Source organism: Ensifer adhaerens (genome assembly GCF_028993555.1).
GTDB lineage: Bacteria > Pseudomonadota > Alphaproteobacteria > Rhizobiales > Rhizobiaceae > Ensifer > Ensifer adhaerens_I.
Genome location: NZ_CP118610.1, coordinates 3,511,361 through 3,528,639, shown reverse-complemented (window position 1 = coordinate 3,528,639; position 17,279 = coordinate 3,511,361). Strand labels below are relative to the sequence as shown.

Below are 17,279 nucleotides of genomic sequence, written 5' to 3'. Positions count from 1 at the left end.
GCCGCTTTCGGGCGGCCCCCCAAAATCGGTTCGCCTCAGACGTAGCGGAAGACGCCGACGGCATAGACCAGGGAGAGCGCGAGCGCCCACCACAGGTTCTGCCCGCCGACGAAGCCGAGCCATGCGAGGTGAATGAAGGCGCTGCCGAGCAGCGACACGAAAAGGCGATCGCCCCGTGTCGTCTCGAAGCGCAGGATGCCGACGCGCGGATTGCCGCCCGGCGAGGCATATTCCCAGACCGCCATCATCGACAGCAGTGCGAAGATGGTCAGGAAGAACATGGCCGACGGAAACGACCAGGCCATCCAGCCACCGGCGACCAGCGGCGCGAACCAGTCGCGCGCGCCGTCCTTGACCGGCAGCATGCTCATGAGCAACCCGGCAACGGCACCATAGACGATCAGAACGGCGGCGAAGGGCAGTTGCCAACGGGCCTTGCGAATGGGCTGAGCGGTCATCATACCCTCCCCAGGGCAAAGCCCTTGGCAATGTAGTTGCGAACGAAATAGATCACCAGCGCGCCCGGGATGATGGTGAGCACGCCGGCAGCGGCCAGCACGCCCCAGTCAAGGCCGGAGGCGGATACGGTGCGGGTCATGGTGGCGGCGATCGGCTTGGCGTCCGTGGTCGTCAGCGTGCGGGCAAGCAGCAGTTCGACCCACGAGAACATGAAGCAGAAGAAGGCGGCGACACCGATGCCCGAGGCGATCAGCGGCATGAAGATCTTCACGAAGAAGCGCGGGAACGAGTAGCCGTCGATATAGGCGGTTTCGTCGATTTCCTTCGGCACGCCCGACATGAAGCCTTCCAGGATCCAGACGGCGAGCGGCACGTTGAACAGGCAGTGTGCAAGGGCAACCGCGATGTGCGTGTCGATCAGGCCGAAGGCCGAATAGAGCTGGAAGAAGGGCAGGGCGAAGACCGCCGGCGGCGCCATGCGGTTGGTCAAGAGCCAGAAGAACAGGTGCTTGTCGCCGAGGAAGCGGTAGCGCGAGAAGGCATAGGCTGCCGGCAAGGCTGCTGCGACCGAGATCACCGTGTTCATCACCACGTAGATGATCGAGTTGATATAGCCGTTGTACCAGGACGGATCGGTGAAGATCACCTCATAGTTCCGGAGCGTCGGATTGACCGGCCAGAGCGAGAAGGTGCTGAGGATCTCGCTCGTTTCCTTGAAGCTCATGTTGACGAGCCAGTAGATCGGCAAGAGCAGGAAGACGATGTAGATCGTCGGCACCAGCCAGGAAAGGCGTTCGGTAAGCGGTTTTGTCTGCATGTTTTTTCTCCTCCCGCCTTTATCAGCCTTGCGCGTCGCTCGTGGTCATCACGGTGTAGAAGATCCACGAGAGCAGCAGGATGATGAGGAAGTAGATGATCGAAAGCGCTGCCGCCGGACCGAGGTCGAACTGGCCGATGGCCGTCTTGACGAGGTCGATCGACAGGAAGGTGGTCGAGTTGCCGGGGCCGCCGCCGGTGACGACGAAGGGCTCGGTATAGATCATGAAGCTATCCATGAAGCGCAGCAGGAAGGCGATCAGGAGCACGCGCTTCATCTTCGGCAGCTGGATGTAGCGGAACACCGACCAGCGCGAGGCGCCGTCGATCTTGGCGGCCTGGTAGTAGGCATCCGGGATCGAGACAAGGCCGGCATAGCACAGAAGAACGACGAGGCTCGTCCAGTGCCAGACGTCCATGACGATCAGCGTCACCCATGCGGCGACCGGGTTCTGCACGTAGTTGTAGTTGATGCCCATGGCTTCGAGCGTGCGTCCGAGCAGGCCGATATCGACGCGGCCGAAGACCTGCCAGATGGTGCCGACGACGTTCCACGGGATCAAGAGAGGCAGCGCCATCAGGACGAGGCAGACCGGCACGCCAAGGCCCTTCTTAGGCATGTTGAGCGCGATGATGATGCCGAGCGGGATTTCGATCGCCAGAATGATCGCCGAGAAGATCAGATTGCGGGTGAGCGCGTCCCAAAAGCGGTCGGAGGTCAGGACCTGCACATACCAGTCGGTGCCGGCCCAGAAGAACTCGTTGTTGCCGAAGGTGTCCTGGACCGAATAGTTGACGACGGTCATCAGCGGGATGACGGCCGAGAAGGCGACCAGCACGAGGACCGGCAACACCATGAACCAGGCCTTGTTGTTCCAGGTTTTTTCCATGCTCAGGCCTCCTCGCCGACGCGCCAGGAATCGGCGTAGATGTTGATGGCTTTCGGATCGAAGCTGACGCGCGGATCGGCGGGGATTTCGCCGTCCTCATCGACGATGATCGAGATCGGCTGGTCGGCGAAGCGGGCGCGCACAATCTTGTGGCGGCCGATGTCCTCGACCTTGGTGATCGCGACCGGCATGCCCTCGCGGCCGAGCGAGACGAACTCCGGACGGATCCCGAGTTCGGTCTTCGCACCGGCTTTGACCTTGGGCAGGAAATTCAGGGCCACATGTTCGCCGCCAACGGTCGCAGTGTTGCCGTCGAGCTTGACGGGCAGCACGTTCATGCCCGGCGAACCGATGAAATAGCCGACGAAGGTGTGGCGCGGACGCTCGAAGAGCTCAGCCGGCGTACCGATCTGGACGATCTGGCCGTCATACATGACGACGACCTTGTCGGCGAAGGTGAGGGCCTCGGTCTGGTCGTGGGTGACGTAGACCATGGTGAAGCCGAACTGCTTGTGCAGCCGCTTGATCTGCGAGCGCAGCACCCATTTCATTTCCGGATCGATGACGGTCAGCGGCTCGTCGAACAGAATTGCGCTGACGTCGTTGCGCACCAGGCCGCGACCGAGCGAGATTTTCTGCTTCTGGTCGGCGGTGAGGCCGCGGGCGGTCTTCTTTGCCCAGCCGCCAAGGCCGATCATCTCGATCGTCTCCTTGACGCGGCGGTCGACCTCGGCCTCCGGCACATGCCGGTTGCGCAAGGGGAAGGCCAGGTTGTCGTAGACGGTCATCGTGTCGTAGATGACCGGGAACTGGAACACCTGGGCGATGTTGCGTTCCTGGGTCGAAAGATGCGTCACGTCCTTGCCGTCGAAGAGAATACGCCCTTCCGACGGGTTGATCAGGCCCGAGATGATGTTGAGCAGCGTGGTCTTGCCGCAGCCGGACGGGCCGAGCAGCGCATAGGCGCCACCGTCGTTCCACTCGTGATGTACTTCCTTCAGCGCGTAGTCGTTCTCAGACTTCGGCTTGGCGCCGTAGGCGTGGCGGATATGTTCCAGGTCGATGCGTGCCATGTTTTCCTCCCAGCGCCTCCTCAGGCCGCGCCGCCAATGGCGCGTCCATCCGGCCCGAAGGCCATGAGATGACGGGTATCGACGAAGACCTCGAGGGTCGCGTCCGGTTCGATGTCGTGAATGCCCGGCGCCAGCATGACCCAGCGCGCATTGGCAAATCCGACGTGAATGAAGCTCTCGGATCCAGCGATTTCGGAGATCGCGGTCTTCACGGTAAGCGCATCGCCGCCGCCCTGCGGGCGATCGAACGAAATATGGTGCGGCTGGAAGGCGACGGTGCAGGGACCGTCGGCAATGCCGTTGAGATGTGACGGCACCGCGAGCACCGGCTTGCCGTCAAGCGTGAAGGTCGCGCCTGATTTGACGAGCGCGATGCAGTTCAGCGGCGGATCGGCGAAAGTGCGGGCGGTGATGAGATCGATCGGACGGCGATAGACGTCGATCGTCTTGTCGAACTGGGTAATGCGGCCCTGGCTGAGGGCTGCTGTATTACCGCCGAGCAGCAGCGCTTCCGAGGGCTCGGTCGTTGCATAGACGAAGATGGCGCCGGAAGCGGCGAAGATCTTCGGAAGCTCCTCGCGCAGTTCCTCGCGCAGCTTGTAGTCGAGGTTGGCGAGCGGCTCGTCGAGAAGCACGAGGTCGGCGTTCTTGACGATGGCGCGCGCCAGCGCCGTGCGCTGCTGCTGGCCGCCCGAGAGACTGAGCGGCGTGCGGTCGAGATAGGGCGTCAGCTTCAGGAGCTCGGCAGCCTTGCGCACTTCGCGGTCGATGGTCGCGGTATCGGCGCCGCTGATGCGCATCGGCGAGGCGATGTTTTCATAGACCGTCATCGCCGGGTAGTTGATGAACTGCTGGTAGACCATGGCGACCGAGCGCTTCTGCACCGGCTGGCCGGTCACGTCGATGCCGTCGAAGATCAGCGCACCGGAGGCAGGCTTGTCGAGACCGGCCATCAGCCGCATCAGCGACGTCTTGCCGGAAAGAGTCGGGCCGAGCAGCACATTGAGCGACCCCCTCTCCAGCACCAGGTCGGTCGGGTAGATATGCGTCTCCCCGCCCACGACCTTGGATATCTTCTTCATTTCAAGCATTGAATTCTCCACCCAGCCTGTCGGCAGTCCCGAGCGTTTCCACCACAGCGCGGAAACACTCTCTTATCGTTTCCACATTTCCGGACGCCGCACGCCTGCGTGCCTTTGTCAGAAATGCTCCAGATGCGAGCGTGTTCAAGCGGCTGCGTTGGCCGCGCCTCGCATGTATTCCTCCAGTGCTAGCGCCTCGCCGGGCGTCAGCTTCAATCCCAACTTCGTACGGCGCCACAGCACGTCCTCAGCGTGCCGTGCCCATTCCTGCCCGATCAGCCACTTGACTTCGGCCTCGTAGAGGTCGGCGCCGAAGCGACGGCCAAGGGCCGCTTCGCTCGTTGCCGAGCCCAGGAGGGCTGCCGCCCGCGTGCCGTAGAGACGCACGAGGCGTCGGGCATGTGCAGGCGCAAGGAAAGGATATTGTTTCTGCAGTCTTGCGACTTCTTCGGCAAAACCCTGGGTCGGAAAGTCTCCGCCCGGAAGCCGTGAGCCGGCGGTCCATTTCGATCCCTTGACGCCGATCGCCTCGCCGATCTTTTCGAGTGCGGATTCGCCGAGGCGCCGGTAGGTCGTGAGCTTGCCGCCAAAGACGTTGAGCAGCGGCGCTGAGCCCTTGTCGCCTTCCACACGCAGCACGTAGTCGCGGGTCGCTTCCTGCGCCTTGCTGGCGCCGTCGTCATAGAGCGGGCGCACCGCCGAGTAGGTCCAGACGATGTCGTCCTTCGTCACCGGCTCGAGGAAGTATTCGCTGGCCGCCTGGCAGAGATAGTCGACCTCGGCGTCGCTGATGCGCACGTCGGCCGGATTGCCCTTGTAGTCGCGGTCGGTGGTGCCGATCAGCGTGAAGTCTTCCTCGTAAGGGATGGCGAACATGATGCGGCCATCCGGATTCTGGAAGAAATAGGCGCGCGGATCGTCGAACTTCTTCTTCACAACGATGTGGCTGCCCTGCACGAGGCGCACATTGTGGACGTCGTTCTTGCCCAGCGCGCCGGAGAGCACCGCATCGACCCAGGGGCCGGCGGCGTTGACGAGCATGCGGGCCTTAAGCGTCTTGCGTTCGCCGGTTGCCTGGTTTTCGGTCTCGATCGTCCAGAGCGCACCGTTGCGCCGTGCGGAGACGACCCGGGTGCGAGCCATGATGACGGCGCCGCGATCGGCGGCATCGCGGGCGTTGAGCACCACCAGGCGGGCATCGTTGACCCAGCCGTCGGAATATTCGAAGGCCTTGTTGAACAGGCGCTTCAGCGGCTTGCCGGCCGGATCGCGGTTCATGTCCAGCGTCGCCGTCGCCGGCAGCAGCTTGCGGCCGCCGATGTGGTCGTAAAGGAAGAGGCCGAGGCGGATGAGCCAGGCCGGGCGCAGGCCGCCCTTGTGATAGGGCAGGACGAAGCGCATCGGCCAGATGACGTGCGGCGCCATCGCCCACAGCACTTCGCGCTCCATCAGTGCTTCGCGCACCAGGCGGAATTCGTAATGCTCGAGATAGCGCAGGCCGCCATGAATGAGCTTGGTGGAGCCAGACGACGTGCCCGAGGCGAAATCGTTCATTTCGGCCAGGGCGACCGAATATCCGCGGCCGACCGCGTCGCGCGCGATACCGCATCCATTGATGCCGCCGCCGATGACGAAGACGTCGTAGATTGCCTGCTCTGACACTGCTGTTTCCCCTCCACATTTCGCAACGCACAAATTGATGCATCAGCGAAAGTGAAATCAGTTAAAACGAAAACATATCGAATGTCAAACGAATGCTCCACGAATCTTTAGGGGTGCCTAAACCTCATGCTTCAGGAGTCGGTTTCGATCAGCCGAACGTCCTGTTCGGCGCAGATTTTCCTGACATTTTCGAGCGTACAGCGATCGGTGATGAAGGTCTGAACCTGGGAGATATGACCGATGCGCACCGGCGCGGTTCTTTCGAACTTGGTGGAGTCGGAAACAAGGATGACATGGCGCGCATTGGCGATGATTGCCTGCGCCACTTTCACTTCGCGGAAATCGAAATCGAGAAGCGCGCCGTCATGGTCGATGGCCGAGGCGCCGATGACCGCGAAATCGACCTTGAACTGCTTGATGAAGTCGACGGCCGCCTCGCCGACGATGCCGCCATCGGAGCCGCGCACGACGCCGCCTGTTATCACTACCTCGATCGAGGGGAAGACGCGCAAGCGGTTGGCGACGTTGATGTTGTTGGTGATGACCATCAATTCCTTGTGGTCGAGCAGGGCTTCGCCCACGGCTTCAGTGGTGGTGCCAATATTGATGAACAGCGAGGCATTGTCGGGGATGAGCTCGGCGGCGGCCCTGCCGATTGCCTGTTTCTCCGGGGCTGCGATCTGCCGGCGGGCGTCGTATTTGACGTTTTCCTTGCCACTCGGGAAGATGGCGCCGCCATGAATGCGGTTCAGAACCTTGGCGTCGCAGAGGTCGTTCAGGTCCTTTCGGATGGTTTGCGGCGTGACGGAAAAGCGCTGCGCCAGCTCCTCGACAAGCACGCGGCCTTCGCTTTTTGCCAGCTCCAGAATTTCCGCCTGCCGACCTGTCAGGTACATTTCATCCTCCCCATTTTCGTTTTGTTTCATAATATGCAAAAACGAAAGCTGCGCAATTTCAGAATCGGCGTTTGCGTTGAAATCACTTTCGCTGCAGATCAAGATGTGCGGGCGCGTTGCATTCGTTTCGCCGATGGGCGACGCTGTCTGAGGCGTGAAGAGGGGAAAGACATGTTCCATCCGGCCTTGTTCAGAGGCATGACCGTCGTCGTTACCGGAGCCGGTCGCGGCATTGGCCTGGAAGTTGCCCGGCAGTTCCTGGACTGCGGCGCCCATGTCCTTGTCCATGCCGGCCGGTCGATCGGCGATTTGCCTGATTTTCTCGAATCGGCGGCGACCGAGGGCCGGGCCCATGTCGTGACGGCGGACTTTCTGGCGCTCGGCGGCGTCGAGGGGCTCGCCGACGTGGTCCGAAGCCGATTTGAAAGCATCGATATCCTCATCAACAATGCCGGCACGATGGTCGGTCGCTTTCCGGCGTCCGAACTGACCGATGAGCAATACCAGACCGTCGTTCAGCTCAACCAGACGGCGGTCGTCGAAATGACGCGGGCGATGTTACCGCTGTTGCGCAAGGGCACCCATCCGGCCATCGTCAACACCGTCTCGATCTCGGCGGTCACCGGCGGTAGCGCCGGCTCCTCGATCTATTCTGCCACCAAGGCATTCGTTGCCACCTACTCCAAGGCGCTGGCGCGCGAGCTCGCGCCCGAGGGCATCCGGGTCAACTGCGTTTCGCCGGGCACGATTACCACCGAGTTCCACGAGCGCTACTCGTCGCTGGAGAAACTGGAGGCCACCCGCAAGACCATTCCGCTCGGCCGGCTGGGCACGGCGGAGGATTGTGCGCCCGCCTATCTGTTCCTCGCCTCGCATGTGCTGTCGGGCTACATCACCGGCCAGGTGCTGGAGGTCAATGGCGGGCAGCTGATCACTTGAGACGCGCATTATGATCGACAAGCTGGAAATGTTTCTTGTCCTGGCGCGCGAAAGGCACTTCGGCCGCGCGGCGGAGGAATGCGGCGTGACGCAGCCGACCTTGTCGGCCGCCATCCGTCAGCTTGAGGATCAGCTTGGTGTCATGCTCGTCAGCCGCGGCTCGCGCTTCCAGGGGCTGACGCCGGAGGGCCAGCGCGTGCTCGAATGGGCGCGCCGCATCGTTGGCGATGCCCGCACCATGCGCGAGGAGATGCGGGCGGCGCGCAAGGGGCTTTCCGGCCATATCCGGCTGGCAGCGGTGCCGACGACGCTGGCAATGGTGCCGATGATCACCGCGCCCTTCCAGGAGAAGCACCCCGATGTCACGTTTTCGGTGCTTTCGACCACGTCGCTGCAGATCCTGGCGCTGCTGGAAAATCTCGAGATCGACGCGGGCTTGACCTATCTCGAGAACGAGCCGCTCGGTCGGGTGACCAGCGTGCCACTGCAGGTCGAGCGCTATCACCTCGTCACCGCCGCCGGAACGCCGCTTTCCGAGCGGGAAAGCGTGACGTGGAAAGAGGTTAGCGACGTTCGGCTTTGTCTATTGACGGCCGATATGCAGAACCGCCGCATCGTCAACCAGCATTTTGCCGAGGCCGGCGTCGTTGCCAAGCCGACGCTCGAATCGAACTCGATGATCGTGCTTTTCTCGCATGTGCGCACCGGTCGCTGGGCCAGCATCATGCCGTTCAACGTAGCGAAATCATTCGGTTTTCACGAGGATATCCGGATGATCCCGATCGTCGATCCGGATGCCCGCCACACCGTCGGCCTGGTTGCGACGCATCGTGAGCCGTTTACGCCGCTGGTCTCGGCTCTGCTGCACGAGGCGCGCATTCTCGGCGAGCGAAATCAGGTTCAATAGATTTTTTCTATCGATCGACGGAACAGCCTTATTGACCCTTCGGGCCATAAGCGCGAAGGTTTTTGATCAAGGCCGGAGACCGCCGAGGAACGGCCTTCGCCAGGAAGTAAAGTCGGCTGGACCGGTTGCCCGTTTCGGGACTTGCCATTCCAGCCCACGAGCCGGGAGGGCTCCTGTTGAACATCCATCAGTCGCGCACCGACGTCGCGGAAACCACGCTCGCCATCGTTGAGGAGCTCAAGGGGCTCGAAGGGCCGTTGCTGCCGATCCTGCACGAGCTTCAGGAAGAGTTCGGCTATGTGCCGCAGGACTGTCTTCCGGTCATTGCGCGCGAGCTCAACCTGTCGCGCGCCGAAGTCTATGGCGTGATGACCTTCTACCATGACTTCCGCGAGCACCCGGCCGGACGCCATGTGCTGAAGCTCTGTCGTGCCGAAGCCTGTCAGTCGATGGGTGGTGATCAGCTTGCCGAGCGGGCCAAGCGCCTGCTCGGAATCGATTTCCATCAGACGACGCCGGATGGGGCGGTGACGCTGGAACCCGTCTACTGTCTCGGGCTCTGTTCCTGCGCACCCTCCGCGATGCTTGACGGAGAGGTGCATGCGAGGGTCGATGTCGCCGATCTCGAAGCGCTCGTTCAGGAGGCGCGTCGATGACCAAGAAGATCTACATTCCGCGTGATGCCGCTGCCGTAGCGCTCGGAGCTGAGAAGGTTGCCAAGGCCATGGCTGAGGCGATCGCTGCCCGCGGTCTTGACGCGGTCATCGTGCGCAACGGTTCGCGGGGCATGCACTGGCTGGAGCCGCTGGTCGAGGTGGAGACGGCTGGCGGTCGCATCGCTTACGGTCCGGTCAAGGCGCGCGACGTCACCTCCTTGCTTGATGCAGGCCTGCTTGACGGCGGCGACCACGCGCTCTGTCTCGGGAAGACCGAGGACATTCCCTTCCTCAAGCAGCAGACGCGGCTGACCTTTGCCCGCTGCGGCGTCACCGATCCGCTCTCGCTCGACGATTACCAGGCGCATGGCGGCCTTGCCGGCCTGCGCAACGCCATCGCCATGGCACCGGAGGCAATCGTCGCCCAGGTGACCGAAAGCGGCCTTCGCGGCCGCGGCGGCGCGGGCTTCCCGACCGGTATCAAGTGGAAGACGGTTCTCGAGGCGGCGGGGACACGCAAATACATCGTCTGCAATGCCGACGAGGGCGACAGCGGCACCTTTGCCGACCGGATGATCATGGAGGGTGACCCCTTCGTTTTGATCGAGGGCATGGCGATTGCCGGTATTGCGACCGGCGCCACCAAGGGCTTCATCTATACCCGCTCCGAGTATCCGCATGCGATCGCCGCTATGGCGGAGGCGATCGAGATCGCGCGTAAGGCGGGCGTGCTCGGGACCTCGGTGCTCGGCTCCGGCCGGGCCTTCGACATGGAGGTGCGCGAGGGCGCCGGTGCCTATGTCTGCGGCGAGGAAACGGCGCTTCTGAACAGCCTCGAAGGCAAGCGCGGCATCGTGCGCGCCAAGCCGCCGCTGCCGGCCCACAAGGGCCTCTTCGACTGTCCGACCGTGATCAACAATGTGATCTCGCTCGCGTCAGTTCCCATCATCATGGACAAGGGCGCTGCCTTCTATCGCGACTTCGGCATGGGCCGATCGCGGGGCACGATCCCGATCCAGATTGCCGGCAACGTCAAGCATGCCGGCCTGTTCGAAACGGCCTTTGGCCTTGCGCTTGGCGAGATCATCGACCATATCGGCGGCGGCACGGCGAGCGGCCGGCCGGTGAAGGCCGTGCAGGTCGGCGGCCCGCTCGGAGCCTATTTCCCGCGGGCGCTGTTCGACACGCCGTTCGACTACGAGGCCTTTGCCGCACGCGACGGTCTCATCGGCCATGCCGGCATCGTCGTCTTCGACGACACGGTCGACATGCTGCATCAGGCCCGTTTCGCCATGGAGTTCTGCGCGGTCGAAAGCTGCGGCAAGTGCACGCCCTGCCGCATCGGCTCGACCCGCGGCGTCGAGGTGGCCGACAGGATCGCCGCCGGCATAGAGCCGGAGAAGAACCGCGAGTTGCTCGCCGATCTCTGCAACACGATGAAGTTCGGTTCGCTCTGCGCGCTCGGCGGTTTCACGCCCTATCCGGTGCTCAGCGCCATGACCCATTTCCCGGATGATTTTCAGCCGGCACCGCGCGTTGAAGCGGCGGAGTGAGGAAAAAGACCATGTCTCTCATTCATGAAATCGACTACGGCACTCCCGCTTCCAGGTCCGAAAAGCTGGTGACGCTGACGATCGACGGTCGCGAGGTCACCGTGCCCGAGGGCACCTCGATCATGCGGGCGGCGATGGATGCCGGCATCGAGGTGCCGAAGCTCTGCGCCTCCGACATGATGGATGCCTTCGGCTCCTGCCGGCTCTGTCTCGTCGAGATCAAGGGCCGCGCCGGCATGCCGGCCTCGTGCACGACGCCGGTGGCGGCGGGCATCGAAGTCTCCACCCAGACGCCGCGGCTGAAGGATGTGCGCCGCGGGGTGATGGAACTCTATATCTCCGACCATCCGCTCGACTGTCTGACCTGTGCTGCCAATGGCGATTGCGAACTGCAGGACATGGCCGGTGCCGTGGGGCTTCGTGACGTGCGCTACGGTTATGAGGGAGAGAACCACGTCACGGCGCGCAACAATGGCGAGATCAATGCCAAGTGGATGCCGAAGGACGAGTCCAACCCCTACTTCACCTATGATCCGGCGAAGTGCATCGTCTGTTCGCGCTGCGTGCGCGCCTGCGAGGAAGTGCAGGGCACCTTTGCGCTGACCATCGGCGGCCGTGGTTTCGACAGCCGCGTTTCCGCCGGCATGGCGGAAGACTTCATGTCGTCGGAATGCGTCTCCTGCGGCGCCTGCGTGCAGGCCTGCCCGACGGCGACGCTCACCGAAAAGTCGGTCATCGAAATCGGCCAGCCGGAACATTCCGAAGTGACAACCTGCGCCTATTGCGGCGTCGGCTGCTCGTTCAAGGCGGAAATGCGCGGCGAGGAGCTGGTGCGCATGGCGCCGTGGAAGGACGGCCAGGCGAACCGCGGCCATTCCTGCGTCAAGGGTCGGTTCGCCTATGGCTACTCCAACCACAAGGACCGCATCCTCAACCCGATGATCCGCGAGAAGATCTCCGATCCCTGGCGCGAGGTCACCTGGGAGGAGGCCTATGCGCATGTGGCTTCGGAATTCCGGCGGATCCAGTACCAGTACGGCCGCGACTCCGTCGGTGGCATCACCTCGTCGCGCTGCACCAATGAAGAGACCTATCTGGTGCAGAAGCTGGTGCGCGCCGGCTTCGGCAACAACAATGTCGACACCTGCGCCCGCGTCTGCCATTCGCCAACCGGCTACGGCCTCGGCCAGGCCTTCGGCACCTCGGCCGGAACGCAGAATTTCGACAGCGTCGAATTCACCGACGTCGCCGTCATCATCGGCGCCAACCCGACCGACGGCCATCCGGTGTTCGGTTCGCGGCTGAAGAAGCGGCTGCGCGAAGGCGCCAAGCTGATCGTCATCGATCCGCGCCGCACCGACATCGTGCGCTCGCCCCACGTGGAGGCGGCCTATCACCTGCCGCTGCAGCCCGGCACCAATGTCGCGATCCTGACGTCGATCGCGCATGTGATCGTTACCGAAGGGCTCGCCAACGAGAAATTCATCCGCGAGCGCTGCGACTGGTCGGAATACGAGGACTGGGCGGCCTTCGTCGCCGAGCCCTATCATGGCCCCGAAGCGACCGAAGCCTATACCGGTGTGCCCGCCGATCTCGTGCGCGGCGCGGCCCGACTCTATGCCACCGGCGGCAACGGCGCGATCTACTACGGTCTCGGCGTCACCGAGCACAGCCAGGGCTCGACCACGGTCATGGCGATCGCCAACCTCGCCATGGTCACCGGCAATATCGGCCGGCCGGGCGTCGGGGTGAATCCGCTGCGCGGCCAGAACAACGTGCAGGGCTCCTGCGACATGGGCTCGTTCCCGCACGAGCTGCCGGGCTACCGCCACGTGTCCGACGATGCGACCCGCGAAACCTTCGAAAAGCTCTGGGGCGTTCAGATCTCCAACGAGCCGGGCCTGCGCATCCCCAACATGCTCGATGCCGCCGTCGACGGTACCTTCAAGGGCATCTACATTCAGGGCGAAGACATCCTGCAGTCGGACCCCGACACCAAGCACGTGGCCGCCGGTCTCGCCGCGATGGAGTGCGTCGTCGTGCACGACCTCTTCCTCAACGAGACGGCCAACTACGCGCATGTGTTCCTGCCGGGCTCGACGTTCCTTGAGAAGGACGGCACCTTCACCAATGCCGAGCGCCGCATCAACCGGGTGCGCAAGGTGATGACGCCGAAGAATGGTTATGCCGACTGGGAGGTTACCCAGAAGCTGGCGCAGACCATGGGCCTCAACTGGAATTACCGCCATCCGTCCGAAATTATGGACGAGATCGCTGCGACGACGCCGAGCTTCGCGTTGGTCTCCTACGACTACCTGGAGAAAATGGGCTCGGTGCAATGGCCCTGCAACGAGACGCACCCCGAGGGATCGCCGATCATGCATGTCGACGGCTTCGTGCGTGGCAGGGGCAAGTTCATCCGCACTGAGTATGTGGCGACGGACGAGCGCACCGGTCCGCGCTTCCCGCTCTTGCTCACCACCGGCCGTATCCTTAGCCAGTACAATGTCGGCGCCCAGACGCGGCGCACCGACAATGTCGTCTGGCATGCGGAGGACCGGCTGGAAATCCACCCGCACGACGCCGAACAGCGCGGCATCCGCGACGGTGACTGGATCAGGCTTGCGAGCCGCGCCGGCGAGACGACGCTGCGTTCGCTGATCACCGATCGCGTGGCGCCCGGCGTCGTCTACACCACCTTCCACCATCCGACGACGCAGGCGAACGTCATCACTACGGACTTCTCCGACTGGGCGACCAACTGCCCGGAATACAAGGTGACGGCGGTGCAGGTGATGCCGTCGAACGGTCCGTCGGACTGGCAGGTGGACTATGACGAGCAGGCCCGCCAGTCGCGTCGGATTTCCGGCAAGCTGGAGGCGGCCGAGTGATGGCTCCGGCCGCGACCGACCATGGCGACGTTTAGGACATCAGCAACCGTTCCCGAGGGAGCCCGTCGCAACGGCGTGCTTCGGGACGGTTCGCGCGCCGTTCCGGAGGAAACGCCGGTTGCCTTCAGCTATGGCGGCTCGACCCATGCGGTGATGATGGCCACGCCCGGCGATCTCGAGGATTTTGCCGTCGGTTTCAGCCTGACCGAGGGCATTATCACCCATCCCGACCAGATCGAAACGGTCGATGTCGTCGCCGAAACGGTTGCCGGCCATCTCGGCATCGACTTGCAGATCGTACTTCGCGACGAAGAGAACGACATGCTCCGCCAGCGCCGCCGGCACATGGCGGGTCCGGTCGGATGCGGGCTCTGCGGTATCGAATCGATCGAGCAGGCGGTGCGGCCAACGCCGGATGTTTCCGGCGCGACGCTGACTTTGTCTGAAGAGGACGTGGTTTCGGCCGTGGCCCTGCTCAACGGGCAGCAACCGCTGCATTTCGAGACGCGCGCCGTGCACGGTGCCGCCTTCTATGTGCCGGGGCGCGGGCTGATTGCGGTGCGCGAGGATGTCGGCCGCCATAATGCGCTCGACAAGCTGGTCGGTGCTGCTGCGCGCGCCGGCTTCAGGGGCAGCGAGGGCGCGGTCGTCGTGACCAGCCGCGTGTCTGTCGAGATGGTGCAGAAGACGGCGGTGGTCGGCAGCCCCGTGATCGTTGCCATCTCGGCGCCGACGGCACTCGCCATCCGCACGGCGGAAGCCGCGGGCATGACGCTGATCGCGTTGGTGCGCGGAGACGAATTCGAGATTTTCACCCATGCCGAACGCATCAAGTCCGGAGCTGTCGCCGATGTCGCATGACAACACCAACGCCAAGCTGATCTACATGGCGAACCAGATCGCCACCTTCTTCAAGAGCCAGCCAGCGAACGAGGCGGCCCAGGGCGTTGCCACCCATATCAACAAGTATTGGGAACCGCGCATGCGGCGCAAATTGTTCGAGCATATCGACAATGGCGGGGAAGGGCTGACGCCGCTGGTGCTGGAAGCGGCGGCAAAGATCAAACGCCCGGAAGCCGCCTAGAGCGCCGTACGTTCGGCTAAACACACCAAGGGCACTCTAGTACTTTGATTCTAGGACATCTTTCTGCCTCCAGTGATTTCACTTGAAAACCGGATGCTCTAGCCTGCTTTCAACACTGGCCACGGGTTCTCTGCACTCAGCCGGCGTGGCACTTTTCCAAGCAAGTCAGTGCTTCCTCTGAAAAGATTTAAGGGAAGGCGGCTACCGGTCGCCGCCTTCCCCATTCCCGAGCGCGGGGTGCAGGGATGTGCGCTCAGAAATTCTGCCAGCCATCCGCGGCCGGTGCCGCGGCAAGTGCTGTTCGCCCACCGCCGCGCATGGCGCGGGCGGTCGCCTGCAGCCGGGCCGGCTGCGCGCGGTCGTCGAAGTGGCGGTTCGCGTCGATGATCTGGGCTTGCTCGCCATAGCGGAACTGTCGGAGCAGTTCGTGCAGGGCGTCCGCCTCGCGCGCCATGGCGTGGCTTGCAGCGGTGCTCTCCTCGACCATCGCCGCATTTTGCTGCGTCGCCTGGTCCATCGAGTTGACAGCCTGGTTGATCTCCTTGAGACCGGTTGACTGTTCGCGGGCGGCCTCGACGATCGCCGAGACGTTGGCGTTGATTTCCTGGACCTGGATGAGGATTTCTTCGAGTGCAGCACCCGTCTGCCCAACCAGCGACACGCCGTTCTTCACGTGTTCGGTGGATGCGCCGATCAGCGCCTTGATGTCCTTGGCCGCACTTGCGGAGCGTTGCGCCAGTTCGCGCACTTCCTGGGCGACGACCGCGAAGCCCTTGCCGGCTTCACCGGCGCGGGCTGCCTCGACGCCGGCGTTCAGCGCCAAGAGGTTGGTCTGGAAGGCAATGTCGTCGATGACGCCGATGATGTTGGAGATTTCTCTCGACGATTGCTCGATCTGGTCCATCGCGCCGATGGCGCTCTTGACCACATTGCCTGAGCGTTCGGCACCGGCCTTGGTCTTGGCCACCAGTCCGCCCGCCTCTTCGGCCCGGCGGCTGGAGTCGGCAACCGTCGTGGTGATCTCGTCGAGGGCGGCGGCGGTTTCCTCGACCGAGGCCGCCTGCTGTTCCGTGCGCTTCGACAGATCGTCGGCCGCTGAGCGGATTTCGCGAGCGCCGGAGGCAATCGCGCTGGCATTGTCGCCGACGGTCCGCATCGCTTCGCGCAGCTTGGCGGTCGCCCCGTTGAAGTCGGTCCGCACCGCTTCCATGCTGGGCACGAAGGGCGTGTCGAGATTTCGGGTCAGGTCGCCCTCGGCGAGCGCCCTGAGACCTGCGCCGAGGCTGTTGATGGCGCTCATGCGCTCGCTGACGTCAGTCGCGAACTTGACGACCTTGTAGACCTTGCCGCTGAAATCGCGGATCGGGTTGTAGGCCGCCTGGATCCAGATCTCCTTGCCGCCCTTGCCGTAGCGCACGAACTCGTTGGAGAAGAACTCGCCGGCGGCGAGACGTTTCCAGAAATCGGCATATTCGGCGGTGCGGGCGTAGTTCGGCTCGCAGAACATGCTGTGATGCTTGCCCTGGATTTCCTGGAGGCTGTAGCCGAGTGCGGCGCAGAAATTCTCGTTGGCCGTCAGGATTTCGCCTGTCGGCGTGAACTCGATGACTGCCTGGGAGCGGGAGATCGCGTCGAGCTTGCCGGCATCCTCGGTTGCCCGCGCCTTGGCGGCGGTTATGTCGGTTGCAAGTTTCACGACCTTGTAAGGCTTGCCGTTGCGGAACACCGGGTTGTAGGTCGCCTGGATCCAGATTTCGCGACCGCCCTTGGCAATGCGTTTGTAGGCATTGGCGTCAAATTCGCCGCGGCCGAGCCTGGCCCAGAAGTCGCGGTATTCCTGCGTCTGGGCGTAGTCTGCAGTGCAGAACATGCGGTGGTGCTGACCGACGATTTCCTGGAGGCTGTAGCCGATCGCCTGGCAGAAGTTCTCGTTGGCAGTCAGGATATTTCCGGTGAGGTCGAACTGGATGATGGCCTGCGATTTTGAAAGTGCGGCGACGATCTGGCGCGCATCCGCGATTTTTCCGAGAGCGAACATGATAACCCTCTAATCTGGTTCGTGGTTCAAGCCGGCTACGTGCGTGCTGTCGACAGGGCCTGCGGGCCAAAGCGGCGCAACTCTCTGGACTAGGACAAAGGCCGGCTTGCCGAAAAATGTCTGGTCCGTTCTACGGCCGGCCCTTACGGGCCAGCGGCTTCGTGCTTCGTAGGGAGAGTTCGAACTACCGGGCTTCATGCCCAAGGCGCCGTGTTTATGCAATCTAGGTTAGTAACAGGACTATTAAGCGGGTGTTAAAATAGCAACTATCAAATTTCAGTTGTAAAAACTCGCATGTCACATTTGAGTTGAATTAGCTAATTCTTTATTTCT

General features: G+C 62.9%; 15 protein-coding genes. 7 read left to right on the top strand and 8 right to left on the bottom strand.

Annotated elements, in window-relative coordinates:
• Positions 1-35 precede the first annotated feature (35 nt).
• The 7 genes from PWG15_RS17060 to PWG15_RS17030 form a co-directional block, all read right to left on the bottom strand.
• Positions 36-458, bottom strand: a complete 423-nt coding sequence (locus PWG15_RS17060) for a DUF2160 domain-containing protein (protein WP_275021710.1) — start codon at positions 456-458, stop codon at positions 36-38.
• Entirely contained in the window at positions 458-1,276 is an 819-nt protein-coding gene (locus PWG15_RS17055) for a carbohydrate ABC transporter permease (RefSeq protein WP_275021709.1), read from the bottom strand. Before PWG15_RS17055 ends, PWG15_RS17060 begins: the two co-directional genes overlap by 1 nt.
• A gap of 22 nt (positions 1,277-1,298) precedes the next feature.
• Complete coding sequence (locus tag PWG15_RS17050; protein ID WP_275021708.1) at positions 1,299-2,165, bottom strand: carbohydrate ABC transporter permease; 867 nt, start codon at positions 2,163-2,165, stop codon at positions 1,299-1,301.
• Between the two features lie 2 nt (positions 2,166-2,167).
• Positions 2,168-3,238 carry an ABC transporter ATP-binding protein gene (locus PWG15_RS17045; RefSeq protein ID WP_275021707.1) on the bottom strand — a complete coding sequence of 357 codons (1,071 nt, stop codon included), beginning with the start codon at positions 3,236-3,238 and terminating at the stop codon, positions 2,168-2,170.
• A gap of 20 nt (positions 3,239-3,258) precedes the next feature.
• Positions 3,259-4,329, bottom strand: coding sequence for an ABC transporter ATP-binding protein (locus tag PWG15_RS17040; protein ID WP_275021706.1), 1,071 nt, complete (start codon positions 4,327-4,329; stop codon positions 3,259-3,261).
• A gap of 135 nt (positions 4,330-4,464) precedes the next feature.
• Positions 4,465-5,982, bottom strand: coding sequence for a glycerol-3-phosphate dehydrogenase (gene glpD / locus PWG15_RS17035; protein WP_275021705.1), 1,518 nt, complete (start codon positions 5,980-5,982; stop codon positions 4,465-4,467).
• A 131-nt stretch (positions 5,983-6,113) separates the two neighbouring features.
• Positions 6,114-6,878, bottom strand: coding sequence for a DeoR/GlpR family DNA-binding transcription regulator (locus tag PWG15_RS17030; protein WP_275021704.1), 765 nt, complete (start codon positions 6,876-6,878; stop codon positions 6,114-6,116).
• A gap of 171 nt (positions 6,879-7,049) precedes the next feature.
• Here PWG15_RS17030 and PWG15_RS17025 point away from each other — a divergent pair, with 171 nt between their 5' ends.
• From PWG15_RS17025 to PWG15_RS16995, 7 genes are all read left to right on the top strand, one after another.
• Entirely contained in the window at positions 7,050-7,817 is a 768-nt protein-coding gene (locus PWG15_RS17025) for an SDR family NAD(P)-dependent oxidoreductase (protein ID WP_275021703.1), read from the top strand.
• A 10-nt stretch (positions 7,818-7,827) separates the two neighbouring features.
• Positions 7,828-8,724 (top strand): LysR family transcriptional regulator, encoded by an 897-nt coding sequence (locus PWG15_RS17020; RefSeq protein WP_275021702.1) that lies wholly within the window; start codon positions 7,828-7,830, stop codon positions 8,722-8,724.
• A 176-nt stretch (positions 8,725-8,900) separates the two neighbouring features.
• Positions 8,901-9,380: a formate dehydrogenase subunit gamma gene (locus PWG15_RS17015; protein ID WP_275021701.1), complete on the top strand. Its 480-nt coding sequence runs from the start codon at positions 8,901-8,903 to the stop codon at positions 9,378-9,380.
• The gene (locus PWG15_RS17010) at positions 9,377-10,933 is read left to right on the top strand and encodes a formate dehydrogenase beta subunit (protein ID WP_275021700.1); all 1,557 of its coding nucleotides are present in this window, start codon (positions 9,377-9,379) and stop codon (positions 10,931-10,933) included. Before PWG15_RS17015 ends, PWG15_RS17010 begins: the two co-directional genes overlap by 4 nt.
• An 11-nt stretch (positions 10,934-10,944) precedes the next feature.
• Positions 10,945-13,824, top strand: a complete 2,880-nt coding sequence (gene fdhF / locus PWG15_RS17005) for a formate dehydrogenase subunit alpha (protein ID WP_275021699.1) — start codon at positions 10,945-10,947, stop codon at positions 13,822-13,824.
• A 21-nt stretch (positions 13,825-13,845) separates the two neighbouring features.
• On the top strand, positions 13,846-14,685 hold the full coding sequence (fdhD, locus tag PWG15_RS17000; protein WP_275021698.1) for a formate dehydrogenase accessory sulfurtransferase FdhD: 840 nt from the start codon (positions 13,846-13,848) through the stop codon (positions 14,683-14,685).
• On the top strand, positions 14,675-14,908 hold the full coding sequence (locus PWG15_RS16995; RefSeq protein ID WP_275021697.1) for a formate dehydrogenase subunit delta: 234 nt from the start codon (positions 14,675-14,677) through the stop codon (positions 14,906-14,908). Before fdhD ends, PWG15_RS16995 begins: the two co-directional genes overlap by 11 nt.
• Positions 14,909-15,161: 253 nt before the next feature.
• On the opposite strand, the gene PWG15_RS16990 is transcribed toward PWG15_RS16995, so the two are convergent.
• Positions 15,162-16,946 carry a methyl-accepting chemotaxis protein gene (locus tag PWG15_RS16990; RefSeq protein ID WP_275021696.1) on the bottom strand — a complete coding sequence of 595 codons (1,785 nt, stop codon included), beginning with the start codon at positions 16,944-16,946 and terminating at the stop codon, positions 15,162-15,164.
• Positions 16,947-17,279 lie beyond the last annotated feature (333 nt).